Origin of the sequence: Streptomyces sp. NPDC056361, from assembly GCF_042262805.1 — a bacterium.
Taxonomy (GTDB): Bacteria; Actinomycetota; Actinomycetes; order Streptomycetales; family Streptomycetaceae; genus Streptomyces.
Map to the genome: position 1 here is coordinate 32,727 of NZ_JBHJQI010000016.1, position 21,543 is coordinate 54,269.

A 21,543-nucleotide genomic window follows, 5' to 3' on the forward strand; every position below is an offset into this window, starting at 1 on the left:
CCGCCCCCGGGAAAGCCCCGGGCGGGGACTCAGTACGCGTGCCCCACGTGCGCGAGCGCCTGCTTCAGCAGGACGCCCCGACCGCCCGGCATCTCGCCCTGCACCGCCGGCGAGGCCGCCTCCTGCGGGCTGAACCACACCAGGTCCAGCGCGTCCTGCCGGGGGCGGCAGTCGCCGGTCACCGGCACGACGTACGCCAGCGACACCGCGTGCTGACGCGGGTCGTGGTACTGCGTGACGCCCGCCGTCGGGAAGTACTCGGCGACCGTGAACGGCTGCAGGGACGCGGGCACGCGCGGCAGCGCCACCGGACCGAGGTCCTTCTCCAGGTGACGCAGCAGCGCGTCGCGGACCCGCTCGTGGTGCATGACCCGGCCGGACACCAGCGTCCTGCTGATCGTCCCGTCCGCGCCGATCCTCAGCAGCAGGCCGATGCTGGTGACTTCGCCGCTGTCGTCCACGCGTACGGGCACGGCTTCCACGTACAGGATGGGCATCAGGGCCCTGGCGCTGCCCAGTTCATCCGTGGTCAGCCAGCCGGGCGTGGTCTCAGTCATGTCGGACATCGCCTGATCATACTTTCCGCGCCCCCTCTCGGCCCAGGTCGCGTGTCTGCCAGCCGGGTGGGACTTCTCCCCGCCCCAGGGCCCGCCGACGGAGCGGACCCGGGACGGCCGTCCCGTCAGCGCCGGGCGAGCGCGATGACGGCGATGTCGTCGGTCAGGCGGTGGGTCCAGTCGCGGACGTCGTGGTCGAGGTGGCGGACGAGGGCGTCCGGGGTGTGCCGGGGCGTGTCGGCCACCCGCCGGGTGACCGGATAGAACTCGCCGGTGGAGTTGCGCGCCTCGCTGAGGCCGTCGGTGTGGGCGAGGAGCGTCGCCCCCGACGCCAGGGGCACCGGGTGCGGACGGACGGCGGCGGCACTTCCCAGGACGCCGAATCCCAGGGGGAGTTCGGCCGGAACGGACAGCTCACGAGTGCCGGCCGCGGTGACCTCCACGGGGTCGAGGTGACCGCAGTTGACGGCCTCCAGCTCGTGCGCCGCACCCGGGTACTGGAGGAGCAGGGCCGTGGCGAAGAGCTCGTCGTCGCCCCGGGCCTCGGCGGCGCGCCGCACCTGGCGGTCCAGACACGCGGCGACCCGCCCGAGGTCCTCCGTCTCGTGCGCCTGGCTGCGGAAGCACCCGAGCAGGTCGGTCACGGTCTGCACGGCCTGGAGGCCCTTGCCGCGCACGTCGCCGATGAGGATGCGCGTGCCGTGCGGGGTGTCGAGCGCTTCGAGGAAGTCGCCGCCGATGGCGGTGCCGACGGTCGCCGGCCGGTAGAGACCGGCGAGGCGCAGGCCGCCCAGCGACCGGGGGATGGGATGCAGCACGGCGTGCTGGAGCGCACTCGCGGTCGCGCGCGTACGGCTGAGGCGCTCGGTCTGCTCGCGCCGCGACCACGCGGCGGAGCCCGCGACGGCCCCGACGGCCAGCGCGACGACGACGCTCACCGACGGGCTCGTGACGGCGTCCACCATCACGTACTGCAGCGCCGCGGCCGCGGCCACGGCGAGCGCGACGACGGGACGGCCGAGCGCCAGTGCGGCCACCGCGACCACGACCGTCCCGATCCACAGCAGCTCCCGCGCCTCCCCGGGCAGCGGCACCACTCCGGCAGCCGACGTGTACGGCGTCGCCTGGGCCGCGGCGACCCCCACGAGAACGGCCGAGGGCAGCAGGGCGGCCTCCACGCCGAGACGAGGGCGCGGGATGGCGGCGAGGAACCGCGCCGTCTGCGGCGTCATCGCCAGCATGATGCCGAAGCCGATCAGCGCCACGGTCGCCAGCCCGCCGGCCATCGCGTGACCGCCACGGTCGAGGAGGACGTGCAGCAGCGGAAGCCCGAGCGCCGCGAGCGGCAGGCCGAGCGAGGCACCGGCCAGCGGCGACACGTTCCGGTGGCGGACCACGAGACACCCCGCCGCCCCACCCGCGCCGAACGCGGACAGCACCAGCGCGCCGCCGTCGGCGGAGGCACCCGCCGCCGCCGTGAGCGTCGGGACCGCCAGCGTGAGCACGGTCTGCGTGAAGCCGAGCGCGAGCCCGGCCACCACGGTCGCGCACCAGACCGCGCCGGCCACGGGCGGCGACGCGTCCCGCCCCGGCCTCCGCACGAGAACCCGCAGCCGAGCCGCCCCGCAGGCCAGCACGGCCACCACGAGCAGGGCCCCGATCCGGACGTCCCGCCACCCCCACAGGGGCGCGAGCTGCAAGGCGGCCGCCAGCGTCACCGCACAACCCACCCGGAGCGCCGTCCGCACGGGGTCGTGCATCGCCTCCGCGTCCGCCCTGGTCGCGGGCAGACAGCGGCGTACGAGCACCAGCGCCGCGAGCGCCGCCGCGGCGAGCAGCGCCATGAGCGGCCGCCACCCGACCATCCGGGCGGCCCGGGGGAGCAGCACGACCGCGAGGACGAACCCGACGGACATCGCCGCCAGCCATCCGCCCATGACCCGCCGGATCCGTCCCGGCATCGACGCGGACGCCATGAACGCCAGACACGACACGAACAGCGCCGCCAGCGCCCCGGCCACGGTCACCCGCCCCAGCACGTACACCCACGGGCTGAACGCCGCCGCGAGGAGCAGCCCGCCGGCACCCAGCCCGACCAGCGCCCCGGCCAGTACCGACCGCCGGCCCCACACGTCCCCCGCCCGGCCGCCGCGAGCACCGCGATGGACAGCGTCAGACCCACCACCTGGGCGGCGGCCTGCTGCCCGGGCGTCAACCCGAGGTCGGACTCCACGAGCGGCGTCACGGAGGCCTGCATGACCGGCGTCGCCACGTACAGCACGGCGACCACAGCCAGGAGCAGCCCGGCCACGCGCGGCAACTCCTGCCGCCCTGCGGGCGCCACCACGGTCGCGCCCGCGGCCTGTTCCTGTCTGATGGTCCCGATCATGAAGACGCCTCCCTGACGGTTCCCCCGTTGCTTCCCCTCCTCAGCCTCGCCGCAGGTCGCGTGCACGCATAAGTGCCCAAGGTCCCAAAAGTACGATTTATTTGTTTTGTGTAGAACTAAGAGGATTCCCGCCCAAGGCTTCCCCGCCCAAGGCTTTTTGTCCGACGGTTCCCTGCCCGAGGTACCTGTCCAGCTGGGCGGCGCCGGCGAGCATCGCCCTGCCCCGGGCGGACAGCCGGGCGTGCCAGTCGCCCAGCGTGGCCTTGAGCGGCTCCAGGCCGCCCGCCGTCCGCACCTGGGCGATCAGGGGGGCGATGCGCTCCAGGAGGTATCCGCCTCGCCTGAGCTGGTGGGTGAGGCGTGCGTCGCGGACGGCGGCGGGATCGTAGACGCGGTAGCCGGTCTTGGGATCGCGACGGGGGTGGACCAGGCCGGCGCGCTCCCACACGCGGAGGGTCGCGGGCCGGATGCCGAGCTGGTCGGCGAGGGGGCCGATGAACATGTCGCCGGGCCGGGCGACCTCCGCGTCGGCGACCCCTGCCTCGACCGCCCCCGCGTGTGGCACCCGCGCGTGATCCGTACCCGCGTGGTCCGCCCCTCCTCCGCGCCCTTCCGCTGTGGGTTCCAGGTCGCGCAGGGCGGCTTCCACGGCCTGGAGGGTGCGCCGGTCGTCGAGGAGCCGGGTGTGGCTCTCGTCGATGAGGCGCAAGGCCTCGTCGACCGCGCCCCGGGTGGCCGCCCGCATGATCTCCGTCGCCGTCCGGTGGCCGTGGCCGGGGGCGAGGGCGAGGAAGGTGCGGAGGGCCTGGGCGTGGCGAGGCGTGTAGGTGCGGTAGCCGTGGGGCGTGCGCTGCGCGGCGGGGAGGATGCCGGCCTCTTCGTAGTTGCGGACCGCTTGGGTGGACAGACCGTGCTCGCGCGCCAGATCGACCGGCCTGAGCCGCTCACCGCTTTGAAGGTTTCGCCCCATGAAAGCCACGATATCGCGGCCAAGTTTCCACCGAAGCTTCAACGATACCGTTGAAGGCATGGCGACGACTGACATCAAGGACACCATCCACGCGGTCGGGGCGGCCGCTGTCATGGGACTGTTCCCGGCCCGCCCCGGAGTGCTCGCCCTGGGGGAGCCCACGCACGGCGAGGAGATGCTGCTCGAGGTTCGGAACGAACTGTTCCGGGAGCTTGTCGAGCAGGAGGGCTACCGGACGATCGCGATCGAGAGCGATTGCCTCAGAGGTCTGGCCGTGGACGACTACGTCACCGCGGGCAAGGGGACCCTCGACGAGGTCATGGAGCACGGGTTCAGCCACGGATGGGGCGCCTCGGCCGCCAACCGCGAGCTCGTCCGGTGGATGCGCGCCCACAACGCCGACCGGCCCGCGCCCGAGCGCGTCGGCTTCGCCGGCATCGACGGACCGCTGGAGATCACCGGCGCCGAGAGCCCCCGGCAAGCCCTGCTCGCCCTCCACGGCTACCTCGCCGCCCGGGTGGACGCGGACCTGCTTCCCTGTGCCGCGGACACGCTCGCCGACCTCCTCGGCCCGGACGACCGGTGGACCGAGCCCGCCGCGATGAGGGACCCGTCCCGCTCCGTCGGGCAGTCCGCCGACGCCCGTCGGCTGCGCCTGCTCGCCGACGACCTCGTGGCACTGCTCGCCGCTCACGAACCGCACATGGTCGCGGCGACCTCACGCGACGACTTCGACCGGGCGAGCCTCCACGCGCGCACCGCCGTCGGCCTGCTGCGCTACCACCACTGGACGGCCGACGACTCGCCCGCGCGCCTGGCCCGCCTGGTGGGCCTGCGCGGCCAGATGATGGCCGAGAACCTCCTCGCCGTCGCCGCCACGGGCCCGGTCCTCGTCCACGCCCACAACTCCCATCTCCAGCGGCACGAGAGCTCGATGCGGATGGGCGGGACCCTGCTGCGTTGGTGGAGCGCCGGCGCGCTGGTCGGCACCCGACTCGGCGCCGAATACGCCTTCGTGGCCACCGCCCTCGGCACGATCCGCCACCAAGGCGTGGACACGCCCCCGCCGAACACCCTCGAAGGAATCCTCTACGCGCTCCCGCGCGACCGCCTCCTCGCCGCCGGCCCCCGCCTCGCCGCCGCCCTCGGCGACACCCCGCCCGCACCCCGCGTCTCCCCCTGGTTCGGCTACGCCCCACTCGATCCGGCCCACCTGGCGGACAGCGACGGCATCGTCTTCCTGAAGGACATGCCGCCGAACTGATTCCGTCGAGGGGACGACGGCGGGCCCCGGACGCCGAAGCGCCGGGGCCCGCCGGGGATTTCGGTGCATCAGGTCATGATCAGGAGCTGCGTGTTCGGGACGAGCTTGCGGTTCACGCTGGTGCTCTGCACGAAGATGGTGAAGTCGTCGTTGTGGTCCGGCTTGACGCGCACCTCCACGTCCGGGAGGCCGAGCAGCGCCCGGGCCTCGGGTCCGGTGTAGACGCGGGCCGTCTTCTTCTCCAGGACGGCGATCTGCTTCCGGGCCTGGACCTTCTCCGACTTGCTCAGCTGGTAGAAGGCGCACCCCGTGCGGTAGGTGTGCCCGCTCTCGACGACCCACTCCCGGATCGCCGCGTCACGGGCGACGGGGATCAGCTGGTACGCGGACGGCTCGGCCGGGGTGAGACCGGCGGCCTTGATGGTGTCCTTGTTGACCGCCTCCGCGCCCGTGGAGAACACCGCCCGCGACCCGCGAATGCCCTTCGTGCGGCCGACCATGAATTTCTCGGTCGCCTCCCGAATGACCTGTCCGGCCTCTTCCAGGCCCTGCGTGCTCGTGGCGTCCCAGATGGCCACGTTCTCCTTCGGGAAACCGCACTGCATGGCCTCCCGCTTTCCCATCTGATCCGGTACCAGGACGGCCAGCGTCCAATTGTCCTGCTGGTTTTCGATCATCGTGGAGACGGCCTTGACCAATGTGCTCGCATTCCGGGCGGGAGAATCCGGGCAGCGGTGGCTCGCGTTCTCCTGACCGTCGGTCAGCACGAAGGTCAGGAAGCTGTGGTCGCCGTACAGCTGCGCCGTCGCCGCCAGCTCACGCTGCGACTTCAGCGCCGCCGCCAGCAGCGACGTCATGCCGCCGACCCGGTACAGCTGCTTCAGGGACGGCATGCGCAGCACGTCCTTGTCGTAGATGACGCATTCCACCGTGTCCGCGAACACGTACACCGTGACACGGGTTTCCTGGTCCAATTCCCGCGAACGCCGGGCGAGGTACTCGATCTGCTGGTCGGCCACGTCGACGACCTTGCGGCTCAGGTGCGACATGGACGAACTGGCATCCAAAACGAGAGCAACGTGGTTGATGTAGTTCTGGTTTCCGGACATGGCGAATCCCCCTCATCCCGTTCCCGACTTGATACTCCTACCGTCTCATCCACCACTGACAATCGACCCCGGCGCCCGGACGCCCGGCGCACCGTCCGAGGAGGCCCCTGGCAAGGCCCGGCCAGGACCCCGGCCAAGAGGACCCCGTCGAGGCTCCCGGCGACGCCTCCGACGCCCCCGACGGGGCCCCGGGTCGGCTATCCGGCCTCGTCCGCGCGGAACGTGCGCCGGTATGCGGCGGGCGTGGTGCGCAGCGCCTCGTGGAAGCGCCGGCGGAGGTTGACGGCCGAGGAGAGGCCGACCCGGCGGGCGATGGTCTCCACGGGAAGGTCGGTCTCCTCCAGGAGGGCCCGGGTGGCGGCGAGCCGCCGGTCGAGCAGCCACCGACCGGGGCTGATGCCCAGCTGCTCGGTGAAGCGCCGGGTGAGGGTGCGGGTCGAGACCTGGGACCGGAGCGCCATGTCGGCGACGCTGACCGGCTGGTCGAGCCGGCCGCCCAGCCACTCCAGGAGCGGGGCCAGGGAGTCGGCGACCGGCCCGGAGGTGGGCAGTTCGGCGTACTGCAGCTGGCAGCCCTCGCGGTGCGGCGGCATCACCATCTGGCGGGCGATGCGCATCGCGTACGCGGCGCCGTGGTCGGTCCGCACCAGGTGCAGGCACAGGTCCACGCCGGCCGCCGATCCGGCACTCGTGGCGACGTCGCCGTGGTCCACGTACAGCACCCCCGCGTCGACCCGGACGCGGGGGAACAGGGCGGCCAGCTCGGCAGCCTGCGCCCAGTGGGTGGCCGCCCGCCGCTCGTCGAGGAGTCCGGCGGCGGCGAGCACGAACGCGCCCGAGGAGATGCCGACGATCCGCGCGCCCCGCCGGTGCGCCTTGCGGACCGCCGCTACCACCGCCGGCGGCACGGCGCTGCCGGCCGGCCGCTGCCGCCCCGGGACCAGCACCGTGTCCGCACGCTCCAGCGCCTCCAGGCCCGTCGTGACCAGCATGTCGTAGCCGGCCTGGGTGCGTACCGGCCCCGGATGCTCGGCGCACACCTCGAACGCGTACCGCGCCGGGATCGCCGGACCGTGATCACCGAACACCTCCGCCGCGCAGGCCAGCGGGAAGGTCGCCTGCGGGGACTGCAGCAGGGCCACCACCCGGTGCGGCGCCGGGGACTTCGGCAGCGGACGAGGCGTCATGGCGCGAAAGTACCCCATCATGTCGGTCGGGACACTGGGGACGGCCGATTGGTGTAGACCAGGATGGCGAGTCGTGACCACCACGCACGATCAGACCCAGCCGTCCTCGCCGCAGGACGATCCGCCCGGCGACCCTTCCGGCGACCTGCCCGCAGCGCCGCCCGCCGCCCCACCCGGCAGCCGACCGCCCGTCGGACCTCCCTTGTGGGACCGCCGCTTCACGCTCTACTTCACCGCCCGGACCGTCTCGCTCGTCGGCGACGCGATGATGCCCGTGGCCGCCGCCCTCGCGGTCGGTGCGCTCTACGGAATCTCCGGCGTCGGCCTCGTCCTCGGCGTCTGGACCGGGACGTTCGTCCTCCTGGTCCTGTTCGGCGGAGTGTTCGCCGACCGCTTCGGCGCACGTCGCATGATGGTCGCCGCGGACCTCGTCAGGGTGCTCACCCAGGGTGTACTCGCAGTGGCGTTCTTCGCCGGGCCGCCGCCGTTCTGGCTGCTCGTGACGATGGCCGCCGTGGCCGGCGCGGCCGTCGCGATGTTCCTGCCGGGCGTCAACGGCATGGTCCCGCTGGTGGCCGCCGACCCCCAGCGGGCCAACGCCACGCTCAAGGTGGCCGACGCCCTCGCCCATCTGGTCGGTCCCGCCGCGGCAGGACTCCTCATCACCCTGACCAACGCCGGGACCGTGTACGCGATCGACGCCGGCACCTTCCTGCTCAGCGCGCTCTGCCTCGCACTCATCCGCCTCGCCCCGGCCCGCGCGCCCTCGGACACCGTCACCGTCATTGGAGCCGACGCCGACGCCGACCCCACCGCGCCGAACCGCGGTTCACTCCGCCGCGACCTGCGCCAGGGCTGGCACGAGTTCCGCGCCCGCACCTGGATGTGGGCGGTCATCCTCATCTGGGTGGCCTACGGGGTGCTGCTCTTCGGCCCGCTCGTCCCCCTCAGCTCGGCGCTCGTCGGGACCAGGCTCGGCCCCGACGCCTACGGCCTCGCGGTCTCGTTCCTCGGCGTCGGCACCGTACTCGGCGGACTGCTCGCCCTGCGCGTCCACCCCGCCCGACCCCTGGCCGCCGGCGCCGTGGCCATGGCGCTCTACACCGCGCTGCCCCTGTCCGTGGCGCTCGGTGCCGGACTGCCGGGGCTCCTGGCGGGCCACGCCCTCGGCGGCGGCGGCCTGGCGTTCTGGTCGGTCATGTGGGCCACCAGCGTGCAGACCCACACCCCACCCGCCGTACTCAACCGGGTCACCGCCTACGAACTGGCCGGCTCCGTGTCCGGCATCGCCCTCGGCCAGATACTCGCCGGACCGGCCAGTACCCTCCTCTCCCCGCAGCGGTTCCTGCTGCTCTCGGCGGGCACCTGCCTGGCCGGCTGCGCGGCCCTCCTCGCGACCCCGGCGATCCGCACGCTGCGCCGCGCCGCCGCACCCGCGCAGGACGCTCCGGTCAGCGGCTGAGCCGCAGCTTCACCGACGCCGACGTCTTCCCGGGGAACTCGAAGTCGAAGTTGGTCCTCTCGCCCACCCCGTCCGCCTCGACGAGCTTCCAGTGGTGCCCGCCTCCGGGCCACACGTCGACGAGCGCGCTGTGCCCGTCCGGGAGGGTGTCCTCGACCCACCCGTACACCTTGAGCCTGCCCCGGGAACAGCTCAGCACCCATTCGGCCTTGGCGCCCCTGATGGTCGGCTTGGCGGACGAAGGACAACTCGCGGCGTGCGCCGGCGCGGCCGCGCCGAGGCCGAGGCCGACGGCGAGGGCGGTGACGGAGGCGATCGAGGCGAGGGCTTTCCTGAATGCGGGCACTGCACCGTCCTTCTCGTATGCGTGGGTGATCACGAAGAAGGACGGTATGCGCTGGAAGAGAGCCTTTCGAGCAGGTCCTCCCGGAGAGTGAGGGGCGTGTGGGAGCGCGTACAGCGTGACCACGGGGCGCGGGCACGCCTCGGCCTCAGGTCACCGCACTGCCGCCCACCTCCGCCCACCTCACCTCAGCTCCATGGTGTACGCCGCCTCCCGGACCTCCTGATCCGCGTGGCGGCGCAAGGCGACCACGGCCGCGCGGCAGGCGTCCGGCCAGCCCTGGCGGGACCCGACGGCCGAGGCGAGAGCGACGGCGAGCAGGCCTTCCACGACACCGCCGTCGCCGGCCAGCGCGCGGACCAGGGCGAGGGCGGGGGAGGGGTCGGCGAGAGAGGCGCCGTACTGGTGCACCTCCTCCAGGTCTTCGGCCACCCGGACCGCGAGAACGGGACGGCCTTCGACGGTGGTGGTCAACTCGCCCATGGAGCTGCGCAGTTCAGTCTCGGTGGACGCCAGGTCGACGGCCCGGACGAGGAGGGCGGTACGGGTCGCGACGACCGCCGGTTCGGACGCCAAACGGCGGGCCAGGACGGCGCACAGCCGAGGGTCCCGGAGGGACGAGCCCACGAGATAGTGCAGGCGACGACGCGCCGGGAGATCCCCACCGCGCCCACCGCCCTCGGGTTCGCCGGCCGCGACGAGTTCCAGCAGCCGGTCCACGACATCGCCCAGGACGCTGCCGGGCTCCACGCCACCCGTCGGATGGGGAAGCCCGGACTGGGCCAGCGTGATCAGCCCGTAGCTCGCCCGCCACACGTTCATCGGCGAGGCGAAGTCGGTGTAGACGTCTGCCAGCGCCGCGCCCGCCGCCGGCGCGTACTGCGCCCAGTCGCACAGGCCGAACAGGGCCTGCTCCGCAGTCTGCTCCTCGGCGACGAACGGCAACCGGGCGACGAGCTCCCCGTATCGCGGCCGATCGGTCGGCGCCAGATCCGCCGGACCCGTGCCCAGGATCGCGCACCGGGCCTCATCCGGTCCGTCGGCCACCACCGACTCCAACAGCGCCCACATCTCCTCGGCCGGCAGCAGCGTCGCCGCCAGCCCCACGACGGTGGCGTGCACGTCCGGGTGCAGGCCGGGCGTGCGGGCCACGGTGGCGAGGAGCGTCGTAGCGGCTCCCTGGGGAAGGTGGTGCACGGCGAGCCGGGCAGCCGCCTTCCTGACCGTCACCTTCACCCCGCCCTCGCGAGTCAGGACGTCACGGAGCAGGCTCGCCACCTGTGCGGGCCGGGCATGCGCGGCAGCACGTGCGGCGGCGGACCAGGCAGCGGCCGCCCGGTCGTCGCCCGCGTGGTCGAGCAGGGTGCCGAGCGCCGACGCCGGGTCGTCCGTGTGGGCGGCCGCGTCCAGAGCGGCCGCCCTCAGGGCGGACTCGCCCGGGTCGGCGGGGGACCCCGCCGAGGGTGCGGCGGCGTACTCCGAAGACGGAGTGGTGGCGGACCCCGCCGTGCCCTCGGTCCCGTCGGTGGCCGGCACGGAGGCCGTGTACCGCCGGAGCAGCGCCCGCCCGTGCACCGGCACCGGCGCCACCGCGCGAAGCAGCGCGGCACGCTCGTCGACCCCCCGTCCGGGATCGGCGACGACGGACGCGGCCAACCGCACCGCCGCCTCCTGCTGTCGAGGCACCCACCGGTTCGCGTACCGGAAGGGAGGCAGCGGCCGGGCCGTGCCGGCCACCGGGAACCGACCTTCCGTGGGCGGCAGTTCGGTCGTGGCGCGATCCAGCAGATCGGTCCGCTCCGCCGCCAGTACGGCGAGAACGGGAGCCACGAAGACGGCGGACGGCTCCCACGCCACCAGCGCGGCCACGCGGTCCCCACGAGTCGCGCGGTCGGCGAGCCAAGCCGTGGCGACCTCTCCGAAAACGCCGTCCGGACAGTTGCGCAAGGCCAGTTCGAGACGGTCCTGGAGTTCGGGGATCCGGTACGCGTGGTGTCCGCACGACGTGACCAGCCCGAGCAGGGGCACGAAGTCGCCGCGAGCCGCGGCACGGTCCAGCCATGGGCCGAGTGCCTCCACGACGGCTCGCATCTCGTGTCCGCGCAGCACACCGCCCAGACGCCCGAGATCCACCGCTCCGGTGTGCGCGGTCAGCGCCTCCAGGACGCGTACCGCGGTACGGCGCGCCGCCGCACCATCGACGCCGTCGGCGTGGGCTCCCTCCCGGGAACCGGAGAGCAGAGTCACCGCCAGGCTTCGGATCGTGGCCCGGGTCCTGGAAGAGCAGTCCCGGGCCCGCAGGGCGTCGAGGCACAGCTTCTCCAGGGACAGGGACAGGGACGAGGGCAGGGGCACGGGCACGGCTTCGGATACAGCTTCGGATACGCCTTCGGCATGGCTCCTGGCGGACGCACCGCCCCCCGAGGCACCGCCGCCACCCCGAACGGCCGCATCCGCATCCGCATCCGAGGTCGCATCCGAGGTCGCATCCGCCCCCGCGCTCGCCACGAGCAGAGCCGCCGGTAGCGCGGCGACGGCGGACAGGGCTTCCCCGCGTACGGAATCACGGTCGTTCGTCAGGCGTCCGGCGGCCAGCGAGAGGACCTCTGCGACCTGCTGGGGATCACGGGTGAGGCCGGCGTTGAAGACCAGCCGGTTCCAGAGCGTGCCGCGCTCGTCGGGGTCGGCGCTGCCGAGGGCCGCCAGCAGTTCGGGGCGTGCCTCTGCGGGTGGCAGCAGGGAGAGGAGGCCCCAGAGGTCCCAGCCCGAGTGGTGTTCGGCGCGGACCTCCCCGATCGCGGTTCGGGCTCGGGCGTGGCGCTCGGCGGCGGGCAGCGGGGCGAGGATCCGTTCGTGCGCCTGCAGGGTGTTGCGCGGGCCGCTCGCGGAGATGACGGCGTCCATGAAATCCGCACGGCGTTCCGATGGCACCGATCGCAGCAGGACGCCGAAGGCCTCGCGGTAGAACCAGCGGGCCCCGACTCCGGGCAGGGACGGCGGATCGGCCTCCACCAGCAGGCGCATCACCGACCGGCCGGGGGTCCGCTCCCATCGCACGACCGCCCGGCGGGGGTCGCTGATCCATCGGGCGACCCGCTCGGCGTCCGCCGAGACGAGCAGGCCGAGCCGGTCGTGCACCGGACCGGGCAGGCTGTCGGGGCCGTACCGCTCCAGCAGGTCGACCACGCGCGCAGGCGAGGCGGGCAGGGCCGCGGCGATTCCGGTGGCGTGCCGCCGCCACCAGGTGTCGCGCAACCGCGGGGGGAGGTCGGCGAGTTCCCGTTCCACGTGGTCGAGGACGGCGACGGGATGGCGGACGGCCAGCGTGCTCCAGTCCTCGAAGGCGAGTGCTCCGCCGAGGTCCGGCAGCAGTCGCGCGGTGAACTCCGGTGAGCAGCCCGGCAACAGGCGGGCCGCGTCCCGGTCGCCGTACTCGGCCCGCACGCGGACCACGAGCCGCTCGGCGAGCCCGCTCCGTCGCCCGTCGCGCAGCAGGCGCGCGAGGTCGGCGCGTACCACCGCGGGCGCGTCGTCGTACGCGGCCTCGACGGTCGTGTCGGGGATCGCGAGCCGCCGGGCGCCGCGGAGCGCGTACCGCCGCACCACCGGGTCGGGGTCGCCGAGCCGTGCCGCCAGATGGTCGGACTCCTCGGCGGTCAGGGCCGCCAGCGCCGCGAGGCGGCGCTCGTACGGCCCGAGTCCGTCAAGGGCCGAGAGCAGGGGCCGTAGTCCACCGGTGGCCCCCAACCGACGTGCCGTGACGGCGGTGTACCGGAGCCGGGCGGCGTGTGACAGGGGTTCGACGGCGGCGAGAAACGCTTCTGCAGGGGAGATCATCGCGGGCATTGTCCCCCAGGCCCAGGACGCCGCCCATCGAATTTCGGCAGCCCTTCATCGGCGCACGGCCGGCGTGCTCTCCTGCCGCGGCCCGCCGCCACAGGGCCGGTGGTGACCTGGCGGCGGGCCCAGAGGTGCTGCTGTCCGCGCAGGGCATGGGTGACCGGGAGGTCACCGGTCCCTCCTTGCCCCCTCGGGCTGCGCCGAACGGTAGTCACGCGAACGGGCCACGTGCATGCCATGGCGGTGAGGCGCGGCACACAGCCCGGCGGGTGCGTCGGACACTCGTCCGATGCCCGACACTCTGAGCCTGTGGATGCGACACGAGACCCGGCCGAACGAGCAGCGTGCCGCGCTTGCTCCAGAAGACGCCCGCAAGCTGATCGAACGCGGGGCCCGCCTCACCGTCGAGGAGTCCACTCAACGTGTCTTCCCGATCCACGAGTACGCCGCCGCCGGCTGCGAGATCGTGCCGCAGGGCAGCTGGTTGAGCCTGTGCCCCGCAGAGGAGTACGTCCTCGGCCTCAAGGAACTTCCCGACGAGCCAGCCCTGCTGAGACACCGGCACATCTTCTTCGGGCACGCATACAAGGGACAGGCGGGCGCCCGGCCCCTGCTGCGGCGGTTCGAGGCCGGAGGGGGCGTGCTGCTCGACCTGGAGTCCCTGGTGGACGTGGACGGCCACCGTCTTGCCGCGTTCGGGCATTGGGCGGGCTACGCGGGTGCGGCTCTCGCGGTTCTCCACCGGAGGGGCCTGCTCACCCCACCGCTGGCCTCTGTCTCCCAGAGCGCGCTGGACGCGACGCTACGTCCGTCCCCTGCCGGCGAGAGCCTCACGGCCGTGGTGATCGGTGCGCACGGGCGTGGCGGGCGGGGGGCCTGCGATGCGCTGAGGACCGCCGGTGTCGAGGCGAGCCGGTGGAACAGCACGGAGACCCAGGCCCTGGACCGCGACGCGCTGCTCGCGCACGACATCCTCGTGAACGCCATCGGCACCGACCACCCCGTGGCCCCGTTCGTGACGAGGGCCGATCTGGACGACCCGCGGCGGCGCCTGTCGGTGATCAGTGACGTCACCTGCGATGTCGGCTCGGGCCTCAACGCGCTCCCGGTCTACGACCGGGCCACCGACTGGGAGCATCCGGTGGAGCGGTTGCGCCGACACCCCCGGCCGCTCGACGTCATCGCCATCGACAACCTGCCCTCCCTGCTTCCCGCCGAGGCCAGTCGCGCCTTCTCCGCCGACCTGTGGCCCCTTCTCCTCGCGCTGAGGGAGGGATCACCGGTGTGGGAGCGCTGCCTGCACGACTTCCGGCGAGCCGTCGCCTCCGTGGACGGCGGATGACCGGCCCAGGGCGCGTTCCGGTCGGATGCAGGGAGAACTCGGCCCGCCACAGGGCGTAGAACGCAGCCTCCTCGTCCTCCGACGCCATGCACATCGACAGAGCAGTGGTCACGACGTGGCGCTGCCGGCCGACAATAGGGCGAGGTTGCCTGATGCGGCACTAGCCAGCCAGCCAGCCAACCGGCCAACCGGCCGGCCAAGCAACCAAGCCCCGGCCGGTCGACCCGTCCGTCCGCCCACCGGCCTCAGCGCAGATCGAGCACCATCACGTCGTGCAGGTCCGCCTCGGCCCCCCACGGCCGCGCCTCACCCACCTTCCGGTACCCCCACGCCCGGTAGGCGGCCGCTGCCGCCCCGCTCGCCGGGTTGACGTTCAACAGCACCCGCTCGGCGCGGACGACATCGAGCAGCGCCCCGTGCAGCCGCCGCGCGACACCCTGCCCGCGCCACGCTCCCCGTACGGCGAGTTCCATCAGCCCGAACGTGCGCCGCCCGTCCTCCCGCCGCATGTCGTCCGACACGGGCTCGGTCAGTTCGTCCCACCACACCGCGTCCGGCGCGAGCGGATTTCCGTACGCCATGCCGACCGGCTCGCCATCCCCTCCACGTGCCAGCACCGCCCGGAAGCCATCGCGGCGAGCCTGTACGGGGAACCGACGGAAAGCGGCGTCGACGTCCTCCGCCGTCTCGTCGTACGGGGGCTCGGCGAACGCCTCGGCGTAGATCAGCCTGAACGCGTCGAGGGCCCGCACCGCCGCCGCACCCTCCATCCGCTCGATCGTGACGATCCCTTGCTGCGCCATGCACTCCCCCTCGATCGGTCCCGCCGCACCCGAGCCTCCGCCGGCTCGGACCCGGCGGAGGCGACGGGCAGCCGCATAGGGTGCCGGGATGATCACGATGCCAGAGGAGTTCGCCCGGAGCACCGTCGACCGCGAAGGGGCGGCGGGAGCGGCATGGCTCTCCGAGCTGCCCGGGATCGTGGAGACGCTGTTCGAGCAGTGGGACTGCACGCCGGACGGCGAGGTCATGCACGGCGGCGTCGGTGTCATCGTCCCGGTACGGGGACGGGTGCGGGGGCGGGCCGAGGAGAGCGCCGTCCTCAAGGTGTCGTTTCCGCACCCCGGCAACGTCCACGAACCGGACGCGTTCGCGGCGTGGGGCGGCCGCGGCGCCGTCCACCTGCACGAGCGCGACGACGCACGGTTCGCCATGCTCCTGGAGCGGGTCCGACCGACGACCCTGGCGGACGTCGAGGAGGGCGACGAGGTGGCCGCGGTCGCCGGACGCCTCAACCACCGCCTTGCCATCCCCGCACCACCCGGCCTGCCCCGTCTGAGCCGACAGGCCGACACCTGGGAGGAACGGCTGCGCACGGATGCCGAAGAGCTGCCCCACGCACTACCGGACCGGGTACTGCGCGCCGCCCTGGCGACCGTCCGGGAACTCGGCCGCAGCCAGCCCGACACCCTCCTCCACGGCGACCTCCACGCCCGCAACATCCTGCGCGCCGACCGCGAGCCGTGGCTGGCCGTCGACCCCAAGGGATACGCGGGCGACCCCGCGTACGACGGCGGCACCCTCCTGAAGTCACGCGCCCTGTCCCTCCTCGCCGCGGACGACCTGCGCAAGGCCGTCCACCGCGTCCTGGACGTCTTCGCCGAAGCCGCGGAACTCGACCGTGAACGCGTCCGGCGGTGGTCCCAGTTCCACGCCGTGAAGGCCGCCTACTGGGGCCGCCACCACGGCTTTCGCGCCGCCCGAAGCGGCCCGAGGCTGGACTGGCTCACCCAGTTCGTCGACCGCCTGGCGGAGCTGCTCACCGAGCGTTCCTAGGGGTGGGCGTCGTGCCGATCCTCGGGCCGGCGCCCGTGCCGGGGGCGCTTTGGGAAACCTGGGGCGAACCGTGGTGAATTCGGTAAGACGCCGTCACCGAACTGTGAAACAAGCGCGCAAATCTGGTCTTCACCACAGCGCGGTCAGTGCGCTGACATCGGGGGGGAGCACCGCCATGAGCACCGTTCGCAGAGCCGCCGTCGTCCTCGTCGCCGCGTCCGCGCTGGCCCTGACCGCCTGCGGGCCCTCCGAAGACGGTGCCGCGGGCGGCACCGACGTGCCCACCGCGGCCCCCACCGGCTCGACCTCCCCGTCCGCGACGGCCAAGCCGACGACGCCCCCGGCCCCTTCCGCGCCCGCCAAGACGTCGAAGCCGACCAAGCCGACGACGCCGCCGCCCGCCAAGCCGGGCAAGCCGACGACGGATCCGGACTACGACGTCTTCCCCTGCAGCACCTTCGACGTGACCTTCACCGCGAACCTCGCCGAGCCCACGACCAGCAGCTACCTGCTGAAGATCACCAACAAGACCGGCAAGCCCTGCCGCGTGCTCGGCCACCCCGTCGTGACCTTCGGCGGCCTCGACGGACAGGCCACCGAGCGAGGCACCGCCCCCGGCATCGAGGACGCTATCCGCCTGGCCCCGGGCCAGTCCGCCTACGCGGGACTCATGGGCGGCCTGAAGGGCCCCAAGAGCAAGACCGTCTCGTCGATCGCCATGACGATGAACACGGAGTCCGACCTGACGCAGGTGCCGCTCAAGGCCTCGACGCCCGGCCTGAACGTTTCCGCGGACAACTCCGTGACCGCGTGGATGGACAACGCCGAGGACGCGCTCAGCTTGTAGTAGGGGTCTCTCGTGCGTCCCCGGGGACGGGCTTGCCCCTCCGGCCGGACCGTCCCCGGGGGGTACGGGGTACGGGTCCGGCCGGAGGCGAAACCCTCAATCAGCCGGCGACGCCTCCGAGGCCGGCGAAGCCTCCGCGGCCCCGCCGCCTGCGGGACTGACGTCGACACCCAGCCTTACTCCGACGCTCACGGCGCCATCTCGTACGCACCCGACAGCGCCTCGACGCGCTGCCACACACGCTCCGACCGCGCCTCGTCGACGACGGGGCGGCGTACGGCGCCCAGGGCCCAGACCTGCTGCTGCTCGGTCGCGGAGTCCTTTCCGTGCAGTTCGACCGCATGCGCGGAGAAGTCGCGGACGAGGACGGCGAACAGCTCGTCGAGCACGTCCTCGTCCAGGCCGGTGAGCGCGGCCTGCTCCAGGACCAGCTGTCCGTGGACGACGAGCGCGAAGAGCTGACCGACGGCGAGAAGCAGGTCGAGGTCGCGGCTCTGCTGCTCGTCGGGCGCCGCCTTGAGGACGAACTCACAGAGCGCGTCCGCCTGTTCGCGGAAGCGGGCGACGTTGGACAGGTGCGCGTACGCGTCGTAGGCGGCTCGCCAGTCGTGGAAGCGGACCGAACCCAGGCCTCGCGCCGGCCCCTGGCGGAAGAGGAACGTGTCGTCGGCCGCGTCCAGCCGCGTCGGAACGGCCTCGTACGCCACCGGGTCGAGGAGGTGGTTGCGCATGAACTTCAGGATCAGCGCCAGGTTGACGTGGACCGTCCCCTCCAGCTTCGGCAGGCCCCGGATCTCCACCGCCGCCTGGGCGAAGTAGTTGTCCTTCTCGAAGCCCTTGGCCGCGATGACGTCCCACATGAGGTCGATGACCTTCTCGCCCTCCGTGGTCACCTTCATCTTCGTCATCGGGTTGAAGAGGAGGTAGCGCCGGTCGTCGGGCCCCGCGGTCCGGAAGTAGTCCACGGCACGGTCGCTGAAGAGCTTCATGCCGACCAGGCGCACGTAAGCGTCGGTCAACTCCCGCCGTACGTGCGGGAACGCGGTGACCGGCCGTCCGTACAGGATGCGGTTCTGCGCGTGCGTGACGGCCTCGTACATCGCGTGCTCGCAGATGCCGATCGACGCGGTGCACAGGTTGAACTTGCCGACGTTGACCGTGTTCAGCGCGGCGTCGAACGCGGCGCGCCCGGTGTGCAGCACGTCCTCGGCGGCCACCGGGTACTGCTCCAGCCGGAACTCGCTCACGTACTTCGACGAGTCGACGACGTTCTTCACCAGGTGGTACGCCGGGTGACGGCTGTCGGCCGCGAAGAAGACGTAGCCCTCCGGGCCCTCGACGTCCGTCCGGCGCCCGAAGACCGACACGAGCCCGGCCGCGTTGCCGTTCCCGATGTAGTACTTGGAACCCGTCGCCCGGAAGCCGCCCTCACCGTCGGGCTCCAGCAGCATGTCCGTGGAGTAGATGTCTGCGCCGTGCGACTTCTCGGACAGTCCGAACGCGAACACCTCGCCCTGCGCCAGGAGTTCGGCGGCACGGGCACGCGCGGCGGCGTTCCCGCTCTGCCACACCGGACCGAGTCCCAGAATGGTCACCTGCCAGGCGTACCAGTAGTCGAGCCCGTAGAAACCGAGGATCTCGTTCAGCGCGGCGATACGAGCGGTGTCCCACCGCTTGTCGCCCTCGCCCGCATCGGCGGACGGCGTGAGGAACGTCGCGAACAACCCTTCCTCGGCCGCGAAGGCCAGGAAGTCACCCAGCCACGCCCGCGTCCGGTAGTCCTCGATGATCCGGCGCTTCCCCCGCGCCTCGAACCAGTCCACGGTCGCGCGCAGCAGGCGGCGCGTCTCCGGGTCGAAGTGCGCGGGGTCGTAGGTGTGCGGGTTGAACAGCAGCGAGTCGGCCATGACGTCCGCCTTTCCGGCTGGGGATGAGGGTGGTGGTGCTTGCACACGGCCGTACGGACATGCCGGCTGTACGGCCGTGACGCTGGTGGTGCGAGTGGTCTCGTCGTGCGGGGTGTACGGGGCATGCCGGAGCTCGTCGCGAGGGGTTGCCTACGGGGCGGGCGGGCATGTGCCCGTACCGTGCGGGTGCGGGTGCGGGTGCGGGTGCGACAGCGGTCGTGGCCGTGGTCGTACGCCGGCGGAGGCGGCCCGGCTCACCGCTCTGCGCGGAATCGGTCGAGCGTGGCGAGGACGTCGTCGAGCCACGCGATCATCATCTGCTCGTACGCGATACCGCCCCGCAGCACGACGTGCTGGAGCTCCCGCTCGGCGTCCAGCGGACCGTCCTCCGACGTCTCTCCGAAGTCCCGCACCTCGCCGGCGCGGTAGTGCGCGAGACGCCCCGCGTGCGCCGACCGGTGCCGCTCCACCTCGCCGATCAAGGCCGCCGGATCGTCGAACGCGGCCCCGCGGATCTTCACGGCGAGGTCGTGCCGCACACTCTCGGGCTCGATCGGCTCCTGCAGCCACTCGGAGAGCGCCTCCCGCCCCCGCCCGGCCACGGAGTACTCCTTCTTGTCCGGGCGCCCCTGCTGCGGCACCTCCCGCACATCGATCCACCCGTCCTGCTCCATGCGCTTGAGCACGCGGTAGATCTGCTGATGAGTCGCCGTCCAGAAGTATCCGATGGACCGCTCGAAGCGCCGAGCCAGCTCATAGCCGGACCCGGGCTTCTCGAGGAGGGACACGAGGATCGCGTGGTCGAGCGCCATGTGCCGGATCTTGCTATGCAACGAGGTGCATAGCAAGCGCGACCGCGCCGGTGAGACGCGGCTCACCCCTGCGCGCGGGTCGATCGGCAGGCCGGACGCGCTTCTCGCCCGCCTCGTCGAGGGGAATCCGTGCCGTGGTTCGACCCCGCGTCCGGGGGCGTCGAGGCACGCAGCCTGTTCCTGTCGGTGTGGCGTGGCAGGATGCCCGGCCATGGGAGCGAGAGACGACAGCGACGAGGCGTACGTCGTCGGCCTGTGCAACCAGGCCATCGGCGAAGTCGCCTTGACACAGCACAAGTTCGACTGGCTGCTCGGCGATCCCGGGACGAGCGGCCGTCAGGCCAGGCTGCCGGTCGACGCGTACTGGCCCGGCCACCGAATCGTCGTCGAGTACCGCGAACTCCAGCACGACCAGCCGACGCCCCACTTCGACAAACCGGACCGCATGACGGTCAGCGGCGTCCACCGTGGCGAGCAGCGCGCCCTGTACGACGCCCGGCGCGACTACGAGATCCCCGCACACGGGCTACGGCTCGTCGTCGTCCGCCCCGCCGACCTCGACGCGGACACCCGCGGACGCCTGCGCCGCAACGCGGAGACCGACCTCGCGGCCCTGCGCACACTCCTGGCACGCGCCGGCGACGAGGACCGCGTCACCGACACCTTCCGCACCTGGCTCCTCGCCGAAGGCTGGACCCCCGTCGACGCCACGGACCGCTGGACCGACCTGGAGGCCGTACGCGGTCCCGAGCGCCTCGTCTGCGAGGCCAACGGCCGCACCGGCGAGAAGGGCATCGACGCCGGCATCGCCTACGGTCGGCTGCTCCGCCGCATGACCGACCAGGACCCCCACATCCGCTACGCCCTCGTCGTCCCGACGTACCGGCCGCCGAAAATTCCGCTCGCCGACCGAGCGCCCCTTGTTATGGTGCGCCGATGTCGGTCATCAAGAAGTTCCAAGTCACCTTCGACTGCGCGGAACCCGAGCGCCTCGCTCGCTTCTGGTGCGAACTACTGGGCTACGTCGTACCGCCGCCTCCGGCGGGTTTTGCCACGTGGGACGCGTACTGGGACTCTCGGCCTCCCGAGGAACGGGGGTCGTGGTTCGCGTGCGGCGATCCCACCGGCGTGGGGCCGCGTCTGTACTTCCAGCGCGTGCCCGAAGGCAAGGTGGTCAAGAACCGGGTTCATCTCGACATCCGCGTCGGCACCGGGCTCGTCGGTGAAGAGCGCCTCGCTGCCCTCGAAGCGGAGTGCACGCGCGTGGTCGCGCTCGGAGCCGTACGCGTCCAACTCCTCTACGACGGCCACGACTCGTGCATCGCGATGCAGGACATCGAGGGCAACGAGTTCTGCATCGACTGACCACCTTCCGAGCTGAGCGCGGACAGCCACCGCCGCAGGGTTTCCTGCCAGCCCTGCCAGCCCTGCCAGCCCTGCCAGCCCTGCCAGCCCTGCCCACGACGTGACCTGCGCCGCTCGCCGTCCTCGCCACCAAGAGGGCGCACCGCGCCTTCCCCGGACTGCCGGTCCGCACCGGAAGGGGCCGGCCCGTAGTCGGCGGGGTTCTGGAGGGCGCGGATCGGAGGTGTATGCCCGTCTGGGGCATCGGCTGGGCCACCCAGCCCACACCCGACTGTTCGGGGAGAGCATCCGAAGCGATCCTGGACAGTGACGG

17 protein-coding genes are annotated in these 21,543 nt (G+C 72.6%); 6 read left to right on the forward strand and 11 right to left on the reverse strand.

Annotated features, from left to right (window positions below; genetic code table 11):
- Window positions 1–29: 29 nt before the first annotated feature.
- From ACFCY7_RS07785 to ACFCY7_RS07800, 4 genes are all read right to left on the reverse strand, one after another.
- Window positions 30–557: an NUDIX hydrolase family protein gene (locus ACFCY7_RS07785; protein ID WP_376482372.1), complete on the reverse strand. Its 528-nt coding sequence runs from the start codon at window positions 555–557 to the stop codon at window positions 30–32.
- Between the two features lie 125 nt (window positions 558–682).
- Entirely contained in the window at window positions 683–2,689 is a 2,007-nt protein-coding gene (locus tag ACFCY7_RS07790) for a PP2C family protein-serine/threonine phosphatase (protein ID WP_376482284.1), read from the reverse strand.
- A complete protein-coding gene (locus ACFCY7_RS07795; protein ID WP_376482286.1) occupies window positions 2,581–2,946 on the reverse strand; it encodes a hypothetical protein in 366 nt (121 codons plus the stop codon). The genes ACFCY7_RS07790 and ACFCY7_RS07795 overlap by 109 nt, the downstream gene beginning before the upstream one ends.
- Window positions 2,947–3,043: 97 nt before the next feature.
- Window positions 3,044–3,916 carry a TioE family transcriptional regulator gene (locus tag ACFCY7_RS07800; RefSeq protein ID WP_376482288.1) on the reverse strand — a complete coding sequence of 291 codons (873 nt, stop codon included), beginning with the start codon at window positions 3,914–3,916 and terminating at the stop codon, window positions 3,044–3,046.
- Window positions 3,917–3,974: 58 nt separating this feature from the next.
- On the opposite strand from ACFCY7_RS07800, the gene ACFCY7_RS07805 reads away from it, so the two are divergent.
- Complete coding sequence (locus tag ACFCY7_RS07805; RefSeq protein WP_376482290.1) at window positions 3,975–5,180, forward strand: erythromycin esterase family protein; 1,206 nt, start codon at window positions 3,975–3,977, stop codon at window positions 5,178–5,180.
- 68 nt (window positions 5,181–5,248) lie between these two features.
- Here the strand turns inward: ACFCY7_RS07805 and ACFCY7_RS07810 are convergent, their stop codons facing one another.
- Together ACFCY7_RS07810 and ACFCY7_RS07815 are read right to left on the reverse strand one after the other, a co-directional pair.
- Window positions 5,249–6,289 carry a vWA domain-containing protein gene (locus ACFCY7_RS07810; RefSeq protein WP_376482291.1) on the reverse strand — a complete coding sequence of 347 codons (1,041 nt, stop codon included), beginning with the start codon at window positions 6,287–6,289 and terminating at the stop codon, window positions 5,249–5,251.
- Window positions 6,290–6,486: 197 nt separating this feature from the next.
- Window positions 6,487–7,476: a GlxA family transcriptional regulator gene (locus ACFCY7_RS07815; protein WP_376482292.1), complete on the reverse strand. Its 990-nt coding sequence runs from the start codon at window positions 7,474–7,476 to the stop codon at window positions 6,487–6,489.
- 73 nt (window positions 7,477–7,549) lie between these two features.
- Between ACFCY7_RS07815 and ACFCY7_RS07820 the strand changes: the two genes are divergently transcribed.
- Complete coding sequence (locus tag ACFCY7_RS07820) at window positions 7,550–8,938, forward strand: MFS transporter (protein WP_376482294.1); 1,389 nt, start codon at window positions 7,550–7,552, stop codon at window positions 8,936–8,938.
- Here ACFCY7_RS07820 and ACFCY7_RS07825 read toward each other — a convergent pair.
- Together ACFCY7_RS07825 and ACFCY7_RS07830 are read right to left on the reverse strand one after the other, a co-directional pair.
- Window positions 8,928–9,317 carry a hypothetical protein gene (locus ACFCY7_RS07825; protein WP_376482296.1) on the reverse strand — a complete coding sequence of 130 codons (390 nt, stop codon included), beginning with the start codon at window positions 9,315–9,317 and terminating at the stop codon, window positions 8,928–8,930. The genes ACFCY7_RS07820 and ACFCY7_RS07825 overlap by 11 nt on opposite strands.
- Before the next feature lie 147 nt (window positions 9,318–9,464).
- Window positions 9,465–13,118 carry a hypothetical protein gene (locus tag ACFCY7_RS07830; RefSeq protein ID WP_376482298.1) on the reverse strand — a complete coding sequence of 1,218 codons (3,654 nt, stop codon included), beginning with the start codon at window positions 13,116–13,118 and terminating at the stop codon, window positions 9,465–9,467.
- A gap of 292 nt (window positions 13,119–13,410) precedes the next feature.
- Between ACFCY7_RS07830 and ACFCY7_RS07835 the strand changes: the two genes are divergently transcribed.
- Window positions 13,411–14,463, forward strand: coding sequence for a saccharopine dehydrogenase (locus tag ACFCY7_RS07835; RefSeq protein WP_376482299.1), 1,053 nt, complete (start codon window positions 13,411–13,413; stop codon window positions 14,461–14,463).
- A gap of 245 nt (window positions 14,464–14,708) precedes the next feature.
- Here ACFCY7_RS07835 and ACFCY7_RS07840 read toward each other — a convergent pair whose 3' ends face one another.
- On the reverse strand, window positions 14,709–15,266 hold the full coding sequence (locus ACFCY7_RS07840; protein WP_376482301.1) for a GNAT family N-acetyltransferase: 558 nt from the start codon (window positions 15,264–15,266) through the stop codon (window positions 14,709–14,711).
- Window positions 15,267–15,354: 88 nt separating this feature from the next.
- On the opposite strand from ACFCY7_RS07840, the gene ACFCY7_RS07845 reads away from it, so the two are divergent.
- Window positions 15,355–16,299, forward strand: a complete 945-nt coding sequence (locus ACFCY7_RS07845) for an aminoglycoside phosphotransferase family protein (RefSeq protein ID WP_376482303.1) — start codon at window positions 15,355–15,357, stop codon at window positions 16,297–16,299.
- A gap of 175 nt (window positions 16,300–16,474) precedes the next feature.
- Window positions 16,475–17,146, forward strand: a complete 672-nt coding sequence (locus tag ACFCY7_RS07850; protein WP_376482305.1) for a DUF4232 domain-containing protein — start codon at window positions 16,475–16,477, stop codon at window positions 17,144–17,146.
- A gap of 188 nt (window positions 17,147–17,334) precedes the next feature.
- Here the strand turns inward: ACFCY7_RS07850 and ACFCY7_RS07855 are convergent, their stop codons facing one another.
- Window positions 17,335–19,053 (reverse strand): acyl-CoA dehydrogenase family protein, encoded by a 1,719-nt coding sequence (locus tag ACFCY7_RS07855; RefSeq protein ID WP_376482306.1) that lies wholly within the window; start codon window positions 19,051–19,053, stop codon window positions 17,335–17,337.
- 254 nt (window positions 19,054–19,307) lie between these two features.
- Window positions 19,308–19,865, reverse strand: coding sequence for a PadR family transcriptional regulator (locus ACFCY7_RS07860; RefSeq protein ID WP_376482308.1), 558 nt, complete (start codon window positions 19,863–19,865; stop codon window positions 19,308–19,310).
- A gap of 936 nt (window positions 19,866–20,801) precedes the next feature.
- Between ACFCY7_RS07860 and ACFCY7_RS07865 the strand changes: the two genes are divergently transcribed.
- Window positions 20,802–21,230, forward strand: a complete 429-nt coding sequence (locus ACFCY7_RS07865) for a VOC family protein (protein ID WP_376482309.1) — start codon at window positions 20,802–20,804, stop codon at window positions 21,228–21,230.
- Window positions 21,231–21,543: the final 313 nt, after the last annotated feature.

Coding starts and splice junctions, on each gene's coding strand:
- ACFCY7_RS07860 (WP_376482308.1), bottom strand. CDS start 19,865: ATGGCGCTCGACCACGCGATCCTCGTGTCCCTCCTCGAGAAGCCCGGG.
- ACFCY7_RS07810 (WP_376482291.1), bottom strand. CDS start 6,289: ATGTCCGGAAACCAGAACTACATCAACCACGTTGCTCTCGTTTTGGAT.
- ACFCY7_RS07805 (WP_376482290.1), top strand. CDS start 3,975: ATGGCGACGACTGACATCAAGGACACCATCCACGCGGTCGGGGCGGCC.
- ACFCY7_RS07800 (WP_376482288.1), bottom strand. CDS start 3,916: ATGGGGCGAAACCTTCAAAGCGGTGAGCGGCTCAGGCCGGTCGATCTG.
- ACFCY7_RS07855 (WP_376482306.1), bottom strand. CDS start 19,053: ATGGCCGACTCGCTGCTGTTCAACCCGCACACCTACGACCCCGCGCAC.
- ACFCY7_RS07835 (WP_376482299.1), top strand. CDS start 13,411: ATGCCCGACACTCTGAGCCTGTGGATGCGACACGAGACCCGGCCGAAC.
- ACFCY7_RS07830 (WP_376482298.1), bottom strand. CDS start 13,118: ATGATCTCCCCTGCAGAAGCGTTTCTCGCCGCCGTCGAACCCCTGTCA.
- ACFCY7_RS07785 (WP_376482372.1), bottom strand. CDS start 557: ATGACTGAGACCACGCCCGGCTGGCTGACCACGGATGAACTGGGCAGC.
- ACFCY7_RS07850 (WP_376482305.1), top strand. CDS start 16,475: ATGAGCACCGTTCGCAGAGCCGCCGTCGTCCTCGTCGCCGCGTCCGCG.
- ACFCY7_RS07815 (WP_376482292.1), bottom strand. CDS start 7,476: ATGACGCCTCGTCCGCTGCCGAAGTCCCCGGCGCCGCACCGGGTGGTG.
- ACFCY7_RS07795 (WP_376482286.1), bottom strand. CDS start 2,946: ATGATCGGGACCATCAGACAGGAACAGGCCGCGGGCGCGACCGTGGTG.
- ACFCY7_RS07840 (WP_376482301.1), bottom strand. CDS start 15,266: ATGGCGCAGCAAGGGATCGTCACGATCGAGCGGATGGAGGGTGCGGCG.
- ACFCY7_RS07845 (WP_376482303.1), top strand. CDS start 15,355: ATGATCACGATGCCAGAGGAGTTCGCCCGGAGCACCGTCGACCGCGAA.
- ACFCY7_RS07865 (WP_376482309.1), top strand. CDS start 20,802: ATGTCGGTCATCAAGAAGTTCCAAGTCACCTTCGACTGCGCGGAACCC.